Annotated in this window: 11 protein-coding genes; 9 read left to right on the forward strand and 2 right to left on the reverse strand. The window is 51.4% G+C overall.

Annotated elements, in window-relative coordinates; translation table 11 throughout:
* The first annotated feature begins 45 nt into the window (after nucleotides 1-45).
* The 4 genes from F1593_RS11960 (at nucleotide 46) to F1593_RS11975 (ending at nucleotide 5,559) form a co-directional block, all read left to right on the forward strand.
* Nucleotides 46-1,371 carry an Nramp family divalent metal transporter gene (locus tag F1593_RS11960; protein WP_149401798.1) on the forward strand — a complete coding sequence of 442 codons (1,326 nt, stop codon included), beginning with the start codon at nucleotides 46-48 and terminating at the stop codon, nucleotides 1,369-1,371.
* Between the two features lie 373 nt (nucleotides 1,372-1,744).
* Entirely contained in the window at nucleotides 1,745-2,989 is a 1,245-nt protein-coding gene (locus F1593_RS11965; RefSeq protein ID WP_235932562.1) for an NAD(P)/FAD-dependent oxidoreductase, read from the forward strand.
* A 410-nt stretch (nucleotides 2,990-3,399) separates the two neighbouring features.
* Nucleotides 3,400-4,875: a zinc ribbon domain-containing protein gene (locus F1593_RS11970; RefSeq protein ID WP_149401800.1), complete on the forward strand. Its 1,476-nt coding sequence runs from the start codon at nucleotides 3,400-3,402 to the stop codon at nucleotides 4,873-4,875.
* A 393-nt stretch (nucleotides 4,876-5,268) separates the two neighbouring features.
* Nucleotides 5,269-5,559: a hypothetical protein gene (locus F1593_RS11975; RefSeq protein WP_149401801.1), complete on the forward strand. Its 291-nt coding sequence runs from the start codon at nucleotides 5,269-5,271 to the stop codon at nucleotides 5,557-5,559.
* Nucleotides 5,560-5,598: 39 nt separating this feature from the next.
* Here F1593_RS11975 and F1593_RS11980 read toward each other — a convergent pair whose 3' ends face one another.
* Complete coding sequence (locus F1593_RS11980; RefSeq protein ID WP_149401802.1) at nucleotides 5,599-6,249, reverse strand: response regulator; 651 nt, start codon at nucleotides 6,247-6,249, stop codon at nucleotides 5,599-5,601.
* Between the two features lie 58 nt (nucleotides 6,250-6,307).
* Nucleotides 6,308-7,396, reverse strand: a complete 1,089-nt coding sequence (locus F1593_RS11985) for a sensor histidine kinase (protein WP_149401803.1) — start codon at nucleotides 7,394-7,396, stop codon at nucleotides 6,308-6,310.
* A 686-nt stretch (nucleotides 7,397-8,082) separates the two neighbouring features.
* On the opposite strand from F1593_RS11985, the gene extP reads away from it, so the two are divergent.
* The 5 genes from extP (at nucleotide 8,083) to F1593_RS12010 (ending at nucleotide 12,783) form a co-directional block, all read left to right on the forward strand.
* Complete coding sequence (gene extP, locus F1593_RS11990) at nucleotides 8,083-8,892, forward strand: selenite/tellurite reduction operon b-type cytochrome ExtP (RefSeq protein WP_149401804.1); 810 nt, start codon at nucleotides 8,083-8,085, stop codon at nucleotides 8,890-8,892.
* Nucleotides 8,893-8,942: 50 nt separating this feature from the next.
* On the forward strand, nucleotides 8,943-9,488 hold the full coding sequence (locus tag F1593_RS11995) for a cytochrome b family protein (protein WP_149401805.1): 546 nt from the start codon (nucleotides 8,943-8,945) through the stop codon (nucleotides 9,486-9,488).
* 24 nt (nucleotides 9,489-9,512) lie between these two features.
* Nucleotides 9,513-10,199 (forward strand): Rieske (2Fe-2S) protein, encoded by a 687-nt coding sequence (locus F1593_RS12000; protein ID WP_149401806.1) that lies wholly within the window; start codon nucleotides 9,513-9,515, stop codon nucleotides 10,197-10,199.
* 103 nt (nucleotides 10,200-10,302) lie between these two features.
* Nucleotides 10,303-11,385 (forward strand): cupredoxin domain-containing protein, encoded by a 1,083-nt coding sequence (locus tag F1593_RS12005; RefSeq protein ID WP_149401807.1) that lies wholly within the window; start codon nucleotides 10,303-10,305, stop codon nucleotides 11,383-11,385.
* Between the two features lie 12 nt (nucleotides 11,386-11,397).
* Nucleotides 11,398-12,783, forward strand: coding sequence for a hypothetical protein (locus F1593_RS12010; protein WP_149401808.1), 1,386 nt, complete (start codon nucleotides 11,398-11,400; stop codon nucleotides 12,781-12,783).
* The last annotated feature ends 326 nt before the right edge of the window (nucleotides 12,784-13,109 follow it).

Consider the following 13,109-nt stretch of genomic DNA (forward strand, 5'->3'; position numbering starts at 1 on the left):
TAGATTGAGTATCGTATACATTTCTCGTAGCGGGGGGACGCGTGCATGGCATTGTTATCAAAATCACGGAGTAAGGTTGCGTATGACTCTCCACTTCATATTCGTTTTCTCTCAGGTTGGACGCAGGCATGGAGTGGCGATAATCACTGGGGCATTGGAGGACGAGATGTCCTCAAGGCCCTGGGTCCCGGTTTCCTGGTGAGCGTTGGCTATATGGACCCCGGCAACTGGGGAACCAATCTAGCGGCCGGAGCGGGCTTTGGTTATCAATTATTATGGGTCATTTTAGTAAGTAACATTGTCGCTATCTTCCTTCAGATCGCAGCCGCGAAACTGGGGATCGCAACGGGCAAAAACCTGGCGCAGTTGATTCATGAGCAGTTTTCACGTCCGGTCGCCAGCTTTCTGGGGGCGACGGCGGTGATTGCAATTATGGCGACCGATCTGGCTGAGATTCTTGGTGGCGCGCTTGGCTTTAATATTCTTTTCGGTATCCCTCTTTTTCCAGCTGCGTTGCTTACCGGTATTATTGTGATGGTTTTGTTGGGTTTGAGCCATTGGGGACTGCGGAAGATCGAATATGTGATTATGGGCTTTGTCTCGATTATCGGACTGGCCTATGTCTATGAGACCGCGCTTATCCATGCCAGTTGGGGAAGCATTGCCTTTCATACCGTCATCCCTCAGATCTCATCGGGCAGTATCCTGGTGGCAGTTGGTATCATCGGGGCAACAGTTATGCCTCATAACATCTTCCTGCATTCCTATCTCTCCCCGCACCGCCTGAGCAGTCCCGATGCTCCTATGCAGGAGCGGCGCAAGGTATTGCGCCTGGCGAAGATCGATACAATTGCGGCCCTGAACGTGGCCTTCTTTGTAAATGCCGCCATGCTCGTCGTCGCGGGCGCTGTCTTTTATGGACATGTCAGAGCCAATAATCTGGATTTACAGACCGCCTACATCACACTGATCCCCATTCTCGGCTCCCTGGCAGGATTCGCCTTTGGTATTGGCCTGCTGGCTTCCGGTCTCTCCTCTACTATGACCGGCACCCTGGCGGGACAGGTAGTACTGGAAGGCTTCTTGCAACGCCGCGTGCCCATGTGGATCTGGCGGGTTATCACGCTTATTCCCGCCTTGTTGGTCGCGGCCCTGAATATCCCGACCGTGCAGGTACTGGTAGTCAGTCAGGTCGTCTTGAGCTTACAATTGCCCTTCACAATTGTCGCCCTCCTGATCCTATCCAACCGGCGCGATCTGCTCGGCGATTTTGTTAACACGCGCCGTCTGACCAGCATACATGTAATTATCGCATTAATCATCATCGCACTCAACGTCTGGCTCCTCTACTCCACCTTCCGAGGACAATAGCATTGAGATAGAGTGCCGCACCTGCGTTCGTGCCGCACCTGCGTTTTTTTTTTCACGATTGCCGGTATTAAAGTATATTGTGTAGCTGTGTGGTAGGAGGGTGGCGATTTTTGGATACAAGTTCAGGTGCGCTATGGCATTCTCGTCTATGGTTTTTATGTGGCGACTGTGCTAAGATTTTCCTACAGATAAAGCAAAATTCCATAGCCTATTCAAGGTCAAACAAGGACGCATAGCAGGACTCAACGTCCGATTTTTTACGCATGTGCATCACAGCGATGGCTATAGTCATACAAAAGGAAGTGGGCATTCCTCCCCGGCCTGAAGGCGCGGGGCTTCTTGCCCATCTTATATGTGATATTTATTATAAGGAGTGACTCTTTTGGCAACTCACGAGAAAAGATATGTAATTATTGGCAATGGTGTTGCCGGGACGACCGCGGCCGAGACGTTGCGTAAGAATGATCCTAATTGTAGCATTCATTTGCTGACCAACGAGCGGTATCCACTGTATAACCGTGTTTCGTTGCCACGCTTTTTGCAGGGCGTGATCGTTGAGCAGAAGGTGATGATTCGCGATTTTGCCTGGCATGAGCAGCGCGAGATCCAGTTGATCACTGAGACAGTGGTGAGTAGCGTTGATACCGAGGGCCGTGTAGTTCACACTGAGGATGGACGCGAGTTCCCTTATGATGCCTTACTGATCGCCAGTGGCGGCTGGGCGAATCCCCTTGATGTGCCGGGGGCACGCGATACCAAACATATTTATAACTTTGTAACCCTGGATGATACGCGAACCATCGTTGAGCGCATGCTGGAGTCTCGCACAGCGCTGGCCTATGGCGGTAGCTTTATCTCCTATGAGCTTTGTGATGGTTTCGCGCTCCGCAAACTGGATACCGTGTGGATGATGCGTGGCCCCTACTGGCTGCGTAATTCGCTGGATACCGATGGCGGCGAGGTCGTGGATAATATCGCGAAGAAGTTTGGCGTTGAGGTTATCCATGGAGATGAGATTGATGCGGTGATTCCGTCGAATGGCGTGCCAAGCTATGTGAAGACGAAAAAGGGCCGTGAGATTCAGGCCGATATCATCGGAGTGGGCCTGGGTATTACCCTCAATACACAGATCCTGGAAGGCTCGCCGATTGAGGTCAATGGCGGCGTGGTCGTCAACGAATATCTGGAGACCAATGTGCCCGGCGTCTATGCCGCCGGTGACGTGGCGAACTTCTATGATGCTACCGTGAAGACTCATCATACCATGGGCACCTGGGACAATGCCAAGGGTCATGGGCAGATTGCTGGCATAAACATGGCCGGTGGTCATCAGGCTTATGTAGATGTCCCAACCTATACTAGCCCGCTCTTTGATGTCAATATCGCCGTGGTTGGGAGCGCGGAATCCAACAATCCTGATATGGAGACAATTGCATTGCGCGAGCCAGGTGAGAAAGGCAATGAAAATTATCGCCGTCTCTTCTTCCAGGAAAATAAACTGGTCGGCGTGCTGATGATTGGGAGTCCTAAGGGCCGCAAGAAGCTGGTTGAGCTGGTAAAGAATCAGCAGGTATTTGCCACAGCCGCTGAGCGCGAGGCCATTCTGACCCTGAAGTAAGTCGACATCGTGCCATGTGGTAGTACTCTCTGGTAGCAAAAAGAGTAGCCAAAAATACGTAGAGACAGAAATCCTGTATAATGCGATTACAATTATGTAGATCGATAATCATGCGCAGGAAATATGTTCTCTACGTCTTTTTTTATAGTGTTCTTTCTTATGCAATAAATGTCGCAGGGGGTGGAGTGAGACGAGAGCCCTCCTGCCGGAGAGTGGGGTGTCCTCACATTTTCTCTCTTCTCTCTTTGCCGAAGGCGGCAATAAAGAGATTTAGAAAGTCTTGTATCAAATAAGGTGAGGCAATTGTATATATGTGCTATGTATAACCATATTGCTTGACTGATAGTATTTTTTCGACTACCGTAAAATCCAGTAAGAGCTATTAAGAGCTATATAGTAGGAGATGCTCCGTGGCGACAGTTTGTTCTCATTGTGGGAAAGATTTACCGCGAGGGGATTCGCGGTTTTGCACGAATTGCGGAACGCTCGTTCCTGATTATCCTTTAAATCCCCCTAATCGCATGGCGACGCAGAATGCCAATACTCCGACGAATACCAATAGTGCTACTACGAAGAATAATGATGCACAGGGGCACCAGAATGCCGGGATGCGTGAGCAGGTTGCTCAGCAGCCAGCCGTCCGTCCCGCCCAGTCTGATAGCAGTAATGTTACCCCCTGGCTGGGTCTGGAAGGACAGAACGCGACGCCCTGGTTAGGCATTCAAGGCTATGATGTTATACCGCAGACGCCGCTTCCGCAGGCTGAGGTTCGTACACAACGTGAGCAGTCTGCTCAAGCAACCTGGCCGACAGATCGCCCGGCGTCCATGACTCCGCCGCATCTCCCCTCTACCCCTCAGCCAGCCCGTGACCTGCATGCCAGGGTATGGGATGAGGATAGACAGGATATTGATGAATTGCCGACGCAGGCTTTCTCCAGCAATGGTGTGCGCACCAGCGACTGGCCTGAGCAGGAGATAGATAGTCTCCCAACCTCCGCGTTATCATCTATAGGATCAGGGCAGCAGGTGAAGGATGAGCCACGCCAGCAGAAAGCTCAATCGCCAGTAGAACAGTCTGTCAGCAATATTGATGAGTTGCCAACAGCCCAATTCCAGATTGCAGATGTAGAAAAGAAATCTCCCACCCCAAATCCTGCGAGCTGGCCGGGAAATGTTGCCCAAACGCCTCAACCGATGCGCCAGCCGAATCCTGCGAGCTGGCCGGGAAACGTTGCCCAACCGGCAAGTCAGCCAAATCCAGTAAGTTGGTCGGGGAATGCTGCAGCACTCGCTTCTGGACAGGATTCGCATGCGCAGGGAGTGCCCACGCCAGTATCTACTTCGCGTCCGCGCAGCAAGAAACCGCCGCTTCTGTTTGCGATTGTGGGTGTGCTGGTCATTTGTGTGCTGGCTATCGGTGCCTGGATGATGCTGGCTCAGCCGTTTGCCGTCTCGTCGGTTACTGATCCCTTACAGGCGGTCAGTAATAATACGTTGGGTGTGAAACTGACGTATCCGTCTTCCTGGCATTCCAACCATGAGGCGACCTCGCTTTCGTTGGCCGACAGTAGCAATACTGGACAGATCAAGCTGACTATGTCTGATGCGACCTCCACCGATCTGGCGAAATATCTTCAGCAGCAAGCCACGAAGGTACAGATGACGAATGCAAAGGTGGGTGCGGCTCAGATGTTTGCTGGCAGTACGTGGCAGCAGATCCAGGGCAATGTACAGGTGCTGGGTGCGAACTATGTCGAGACCATTGCCGTCACGATCCATAACAATCATCTCTACACATGGAGCCAGATGGCCCCGAAAGTCTCCTATGCCGATGAGGAAAGCCTGATCTTCGCACCAGCCCGCTCCTCTCTTAAATTCAACTAAAACACTCCCAGGCAATGAAGGCCCGATCCCTTGCGGTCGGGCTTTCTTCTCATACGATCATCCCCTACACGCAACTCGTCGATTCACGGAACCTCACCGTAAAGGATGAGGTCTTCTTTACCCGAGAAGATGGGGCGCAAGGCGAGCTTGTATGATATAATATGGGCACTTTGTAGGCAGTTACAGAAGATACCCTGGCGCTGTTTCAGGCAGTGTATGGTTCGGTTTGTCTATAGGTATAGGCCGTTCTGCTTGCCTGTGGAATAGATAAGATTGATAGCTGGAGAAAGGAGCGCGTAGCAGTAGCGCTACTCTACGCACGCAATTTTTAAGATGGATGATATTCACTTCGAGCGTCATTTCCGCACTCCCTCCTCGGAAGGATATTATATTATGCAAGGAAATAACTTGCAGAGCAATAATCGCCTGGGGACGGTTGATATCCACTTTACCAATACCGCGGTTCATGGCACGCTGATCCTGGAGCGTGAATTGGAAGAGTCCGATTTGACTAAACTGATCGAGCAGATTGATGAAGATCTGGTCCTCTCGGCCGATATGCCACGCGATGATTTTTTGGTGAGTGTGTATGTCGGTAAGGATGTCGGTTTCTATAGCGATGAATATTTCGCCGAAGAGAACAGTGATGGCATTGAGCTGGACGGCGATGATGATCTCATTTAAGCTTTAAGCTGATGCACTGATATTCCCGGAACGGGCTGCTTAATCTTCAAGCAGCCCACGGCGCATAGCATATTTGACCAGTTCGGCGCGGCTATGCAGGTTGAGCTTATCCATTACATGGGTGCGATGGGTATCAACGGTTTTGGGACTGATAACGAGGCGTTCGGCAATCTGATTGTTGGTATGTCCTTCGGCAACCAGTTTGAGGATCTCGCGTTCCCGCTCAGTCAGGCTACTATAGCTGTCGCGCTCTTCTCCAGTGCGGACACGTTGCAGATAATCCCCAATGACGACCGATTGTGCGGTCGGCGAGAGATAGAACTGACCGATCTTGATCACATGGATTGCGGTAATCAGTTCGGTATCCGCCGCCTCTTTAAGCATATAGCCCGAAGCTCCGGCGCGCAGGGCCTGAAAGACATACTCATCATTCTCATGCATCGTCAAAACCAGGATTTTCACATCGGTCAGGATACGTTTGATCTGTCTGGTGGCCTCAATGCCATTGATATCAGGCATCGTGATATCCATCAGAATAACATCTGGCTGTAGCTTCTGGGCCTCTTCAATCGCCTGACGCCCATCCTGAGCCTCGCCGATTACTTCCATATCGGGCTGGGCATTGAGCATCATGCGGAGACCGGCACGCAAAATGGTGTGATCGTCCGCCAGTAAAATGCGTATTTTCATGTTTTTCTTTAAATCCTATGTTTCGTGTTATATGCAACTGTGCAATAGCAATCTTTGCTTAGTCGGCGATAGATGATGTGACCGCTTTGTCACAGGACGCCAGACGGACAGGGATATGGATGTAAATGGTGGTACCCTGCCCTGGTTTTGAATCGATGCGCAGATTACCATCCAGCAGTTTGGCGCGTTCAAGCATGCCAACCAATCCCCAGCCGCGTTCCTGACCAATACCGGGTTTCTTCAGCATCGCATCGACATCAAAGCCTTTGCCATTATCTGAAATGATGGTTGTGATCGCGTTATCCTGTTCTGTCATCGTAACACTTACTTTATTGGCGGTGGTATGACGGGCAACATTGGTCAAGGATTCCTGGACGATACGATATAAAGCGGTTTCTATTTCAGAGGTGAAGCGTTCTTTGAAATTGCTGCCTTGAAAATCTACCTCAATCGCATATTTTTGTTGATATTCTTTAATATACCAGCGCAAGGCGGGCATCAGGCCCAGATCATCCAGGGCGCTGGGGCGCAGATCGATGCTCAGGCTCCGAATAGCCCGCAACGTCTGATGGGCAAGTTGTCGTGTCTCACCAATGCGTTCCCGCGCCTCCGGCGAGGTAACCGACTCTTCTAAAATGGCGAGACTGATCAAGAGGGATGTCAGGACCTGGGATGTCTCATCATGTAACTCGCGTGCCACGCGCTTACGCTCCTCCTCCTGGGCATTAATGATTTGCGCGGCGCGCTGGCGATTGGCCTCATCGATGGCTTCCAACATCGTATTCAGCGTTGTAGCCAGTTGATCTGCCAGGGGATCTGCCCCGGTAGTCGGTGCTCGCAGTGTACGCTCACCAGATTGGATGCGCTTCATCACCTTTTCCAACTCGATCAGGGGATGAAATGCGATCTGGAGCAGCACAAAATTGAGTGCCACACTCACCAGCCAGCCCAGCGTCACAAAAATTAGCAGAGGCACATACGAAAACGTATTCAATCTGGTCGCCAGCCAGGTCCCGCCAGTCGCGCCCGCGAAGATAATCACGCTATTCGCTACCAACACGCGATAGAAGACCGGTATATTGGAAAACGGCTCCAGCAGCTTATAACTCTTCTGAGCCTTCGTTTCTTTCATCTCGGAATCAGACATCGCCAACTTCTCTTTACCCACACTTCATTTTTAAAATGACAGATCGTTCCTATGGTAATTGTATCGGTTATTCCCATGAACGTCAAACGCATCTAACCTCTCCGCTCATCAGCACAAACAATCATAATAAATGCCAAACAACGGCATGGTTTGGGGGGTAGGGGGAGAAAAGAATGCTACAGTTTGCACGAGGTCGTGATTTTTTGCTTGAATATAGATAGACCTATATTTCTCGACAAAGATTTTCAGATCCTTCCTGATCAAGCAAAATGCTCAAAGCCCGGATGGATCTGGAAATCAGGTAGGCGCTACAGAAAAATCAGGTATGCACCTGATGACTGCCTCGGTATGGCGGGGTATCTTAGGTTTAACTGTCTAATTGAAGGAGAGAGACGTTTGGAAGAATAATCCGCTTCTCTTCCACTTCCTCTGGACAATCCATTATAATCTGTCGTAAAGAGAGCAAAAGTTCCGACTTCTTTTATCTTCTGGATTGCGGAGCATGAGAAAAAAAGATTGAGCAATATCAGGAAGGCAGGCACACAGGCCAGCGAGAGAGGTACCAGTGTTGGTAGACGTATGCTATAATCAGCGTCACATTACAAGAAGAACTTTTGCAATGATATCTTTCCAATCCGATCAGGTCTTTCTTCTCTTTACAGGCTTGATCCCTTTGAGGAGGCACAGTGAGCTCTACTAATAAAAGCTTACTCGACGTGGCAACGCAGAAGATCGTCGAGAGCCAGCTTTGGCGTTCTATCTTCCGTCACGGCTATCCAGATACTCCCTTGAACCAGTCGCTGGTCATGATGAGTAACGTATTTCTGCATCTTCATCCTGTGAAGGTAAGCCGCAAAGCGATGAAGATCACCTACACCTGGTGTATGGGCGGCATTTCATTTTTCCTGTTCTTGCTGCTAACCATTACCGGCGTTTTCCTTATGTTCTATTATGTTCCTGATACAAATGTTGCTTATCAAAATATCAATCAGTTGAGTAGTGCAGTTTCATTTGGTCATCTGGTCCGTAACATGCACCGCTGGTCGGCCCACTTAATGGTGGTGTCGGTGACGCTGCATATGATTCGCGTCTTCTATCATGGTGCGTACAAGCCACCACGAGAATTTAACTGGGTGGTTGGCGTCCTGCTATTCTTTGTCACCCTGTTCTTAAGCTTTACCGGCTACCTGCTGCCCTGGGACCAGATTGCATTGTGGGCTATCACCGTTGGCACAAACCTGGCTCCCTATGCACCGCTGGTTGGTAATCCTGTCTACAAGGTACTGGTAGGAGGAGGTGCGGTCAGTCAGGCGACGCTGATACGGTTCTACGTGGGGCATGTCATCTTGCTTCCATTGGCGGGCGCGATTCTGATGGCTGTGCATTTCTGGCGCATTCGTAAAGATGGTGGTGAGGCTGGTCCTCCTCCTCCCTCGCGCCGTGAATATGAGACTCGATCTGAGAGTGAGCGCTCAATAGCTGCTGGCTCACGCTAGTGACGAGGAGCCCCGTAGTGTGTGCTACGGTGCCATGAGAGGATACCTCTATGTCAATTGAACAGAAAGAACCACAGGTACAGCAGCCCCAAACTGCGGCGACGCAGCGGCGCTATCGTACCCTGGCGGTTGTGAAGCAAGAGGCAATTACGCGTGTAGAGAAGCCACTCGAAGATTCCGTCTTCGTGTGGCCCCATCTGCTTGTGCGCGAGTTTTTTGCCGCAACCGCTTTGACCGTGATGATTACCTTGCTTTCATTGGTAATTGATGCGCCTTTGCAGGCACCGGCCAGTCCAAGTTCGACGCCAAACCCTGCCAAAGCGCCATGGTACTTCCTGGGGTTGCAGGAACTGCTGCACTACTTCCCACCAACCAGTGCCGGTGTGCTGGTTCCTGGCTTTACGCTGGTCGCGTTGGCCGCATTGCCGTATATCGATCGGAACCCGAGCCGTGCGTATGCTGATCGGAAAGTTGCTATTGTGACGTTCACCATGTTTGTGGTGTTCTGGGCTGTGATTACACTGGCCGGTAGCTTTTTCCGAGGACCAGGCTGGCTCTGGGTCTGGCCCTGGCAGCACATTTACTTTGATTTGTAGGCTGAAGAAAGAGGATTTCAAACTATGAGTATTGATACACCTCCCATTTCACCCCAGCAGTATGAAGTACTGCATGGAGGTGGTGCGGAAGCTGCAGAAATAGCTCAGCAGCGTATCTCACGCCGACGCTTTCTTCGCCGGTCGATGCTAGCTGTCTGGGGTGTTTCAACTGTCTCCGCAGTTGCGGGCGCTTTGTTTTATATGTATCCCCAGCTTTCAGGCGGCTTCGGCTCGGTCCTGACGGTGGGAAAAGTCGCTGAATTCAAAGCAGCCAAGCCAGCGGATTTCAAGTTGGAAGCGGCAGGTGTTTATCATCGGCCAGTTGCCCGTACCTATGTCATTCACCTGGACCCCAGCACCGAGTTCTTGCTCAAGGGGCAAGATCTGGATGCGCAGTTGTCCTCGGAGAATGTGGTCAAGGCATCGGATGGCTCGTACTGGATCGCGCTGTATCAGAAGTGCGTGCATCTGGGTTGTACCGTCCCATTCCGCGATAATTGTTCCAGCTTTAAGTGCCCCTGCCATGGCTCACACTATAACGTCTCGGGCGAATTTTTGGATGGTCCTGCTCCCCGGAGCCTTGACCGCTTCCAGATTTCTATCGAGGGAGATGATGTGAAGGTCAACACAGGTGCAATTAACTCGACGGTCGCCCATCCAGATGAAACGACGCGCCTGATCCACGCTCCAACAGTTGATTGTACGGTTTAACGCGTGAGGCGATGTTCTGACAATGTCAGATATGCATGGGAAACCTGGACAACTGAAACAACTGTCTCTGGCGGTCGCTTTGTAGCTGTTCCACGGAGGCAGTTTGTTTCTGCCACAATTGCCAACAATTGAATTTAAGGTGAGAACACCTCGGGATCGCGCACTGGTGCGTGAACGCGAGGATGCATATCAAAAGGTGTGTATTATGGTGAATTTAGGACAAGCTGCTGTGGGTATCATCCTGCTGCTGATAGTCGTGGGTGGCTTGCTATGGATATTCTACTCGAAAACCAATGCGGTAGAGAAGACGGGCTTTGGTTCAATCATCATGCTGGCGCTGGTGGCGCTCATGATTCCCGTGTTCTGGATTGTTGAGGGTGGAAACCAGGCCAGCGCGACGGCGCAGCAGAGTACTCTCGCCATTCAACGTGGTATGCAAACATATGGCGAGCAATGCACAAATAGCTGTTTTGCGATCGTCAATAATAAGGTTGTCGATGCGACATACAATGGCTATCCCATGAAATTCTACTGGGGGCAGACCGATGACTTTCTGCGCCAGTATGTAAGCGCCGGAATCTATAATCCCAAAGCTCTGATCCAACCAATCAACCAGGGTGCGATCCCGCACTCGGATCAGTATGGCGGTGCTTTATCAAGCAATGATATTGATTATTTGATCGCTTTCATTCGCTCTACCGATCCTGCGTTGCATGAGCACAATGGTCTTAACGATCTGCCTGCCTACCTGCAAGCCAATGATGCCACGCTCTATGCGAACGCGGTAACCTTTGGCAAAGAGGGTCAGTTTGGCGCGCCGCAGGACCTTACTGCTCAGAACGAGGTCGCGCTCTCGATTGTTGATCCAGGCACCAACGGGGTCACCTGCCAGAGCCAGAGCGGTTGTTTTACACCGATCAATATCAAAGTGAAGGTTGGCACCAGGATTACCTGGACCAACAAATCAAAACTGGCACATACGATTGTCGCGGTACAGGGAACAGATATCTCTTCGCCCAAGCCAGCCAGCCAGATTTTTGACTCGAAGGTACAGATCCCGACCGATGGCACCTTCTCGTATACCGTGACGGATGCGGCATACAATTTCAATACTGACACGCATGGAGTGTTGTATTATTGCTCGATCCACCCCGATATGGTGGCGCAAATCATCGTTGAGAAGTAAGGATTGCGATTTATGCAACAAGTATCACAACAACGAGAATTGCCAGAGCGGATGTCGTGGGCGCGCGCGATGGTCTTTGCCATTGGGTTTTTCCTGCTTGCGGCGCTGCTGGTTGGGCAAATTCCCGGCTACATCTATAACGCGATGACCTCATCCAGCCTGCAAACGTTTGAGAGTGGCGCGTTCACTCTCGGACTGACCTGTCTGGCTAGCTTTATCGTGATCATGTTCATTGTCATGCTCTTTGATCCCAAGCCAGTCTTTCCGCCCATCATCTTGACGGTGCTGGGTGTAATTCTCGCGCTGGTGGGTCTGGGCGTCACATACTGGGCTGCCACGAGCGGGAATCAGTTTTACCCGACCGCGAAAAGCGATTTTGCTCCCTTGCTGGGTGGCAAGGTCCTCTGGTTCCAGGCCGGTGCGCTGGATCTGGTCGCGCTGGGCCTGATTATTCTCTTCGTCGGTCTCGCAGCCATCTTTTATAGTGTGCTGGCAATCGGCGAGCAGCGCAATCCCGACCGCCGCGATCTGGGCACTACGCCTGCGATTCGCATTATGCTGATCATCTCAAGCTTACTGCTGATCGTGTTCCTGTATGGATATCACTACAACGCTATCTCTGGCGTGGTTCAGAACGTGTTGATTGGTATCGCCACCTTCCTGGCGCTGGGTGCTTTCGCGCTGCGTCTGCACTATCTGATGCGTCCGGCACGCAAGCGCACCATGTCGGCTCTCTATGCCGTGGGTGCGCTCGGATTAGCCCAGACGGGTGCACTACTGATCGTATTTGCGATCGTGGCTTATCCTTTACTGGCCTTCTTACATCCATTGCCTGTGCTGGGATCATTCCTGGTCAACTGCACACGGCAGACAGTTGTGCCTGGAAGCTGCTCTTTCTCCCAGGACGCTGGCTATATCGTGGACGCCATTATCACCTCAAGTTTCTTTGGTGCCATGCTGGCCGCTGTCTGGGCCTGGAAATCGCAGCGTAACCTGGTTGTGGTTGGTTCGGTTGCTATCGGTGCTGTGCTGGCTTTAACCGCGCTGCTGATGCACGATACCCCTGCCATGCTGCCGACTGCTATGATGATGTGTGCCGGTATCCTGATTGTCACGACCATCTGGACGATCACCGCCCGTCGGGAGTTCGCGGTCGTGGGTGAAAACAATCTGGGCTGTCTGGGACAATGGCTGGTTGTGGGGACCTGCCTGTTTGTCTATCTTTCGGCTTTTGCCTTCTTCTCGATCGCCAACTTTGCGACAGAAGAGACACCACCAAACATCCCCAATCCTGTCAACACAGCAGGTGCGACGGACTCATTCGTGATGTTTGCCTTGTTTGCCGTGCTAGGAATTATTCAATTCTTCTTCCTGGCGCGCAATCGCTATCGTGTCTAAGCAAGCACCCAAACCAAAAGAAGGAGGCTCCGCACCATCCCGGGATGATGCGGAGCCTCCTTCATGCTTGATAGCAAAAAATACACCGGTTTCAAATCAAATAAACGGAAACGTAGGTGCGGCCCGACGTCGCAACGGAGGTCCGCTTTCCCGTTCATCGTACGATATGCCCGCCCATAGGTTCATCCGTACCCCAGGATTCGCATTTGGTTACATCAACGAGCACTAGGGAAGAATTACGGTACGAGACGAGGAAGGCGCACATCGGTTGCGACCTCGGCACGCATCTACACTTCTCCATCGGGATTTGGGAAACCTCCTAATAA

The sequence above is a fragment of the Dictyobacter arantiisoli genome, assembly GCF_008326305.1.
In the GTDB taxonomy this organism is placed as follows: domain Bacteria; phylum Chloroflexota; class Ktedonobacteria; order Ktedonobacterales; family Ktedonobacteraceae; genus Dictyobacter; species Dictyobacter arantiisoli.

What these genes read in the sequence shown, in the direction of transcription:
- F1593_RS12000 (WP_149401806.1), top strand. Translation starts at nt 9,513, where the DNA reads ATGAGTATTGATACACCTCCCATTTCACCCCAGCAGTATGAAGTACTG.
- F1593_RS11975 (WP_149401801.1), top strand. Translation starts at nt 5,269, where the DNA reads ATGCAAGGAAATAACTTGCAGAGCAATAATCGCCTGGGGACGGTTGAT.
- F1593_RS11980 (WP_149401802.1), bottom strand. Translation starts at nt 6,249, where the DNA reads ATGAAAATACGCATTTTACTGGCGGACGATCACACCATTTTGCGTGCC.
- F1593_RS12010 (WP_149401808.1), top strand. Translation starts at nt 11,398, where the DNA reads ATGCAACAAGTATCACAACAACGAGAATTGCCAGAGCGGATGTCGTGG.
- F1593_RS11960 (WP_149401798.1), top strand. Translation starts at nt 46, where the DNA reads ATGGCATTGTTATCAAAATCACGGAGTAAGGTTGCGTATGACTCTCCA.
- F1593_RS11985 (WP_149401803.1), bottom strand. Translation starts at nt 7,396, where the DNA reads ATGTCTGATTCCGAGATGAAAGAAACGAAGGCTCAGAAGAGTTATAAG.
- F1593_RS11995 (WP_149401805.1), top strand. Translation starts at nt 8,943, where the DNA reads ATGTCAATTGAACAGAAAGAACCACAGGTACAGCAGCCCCAAACTGCG.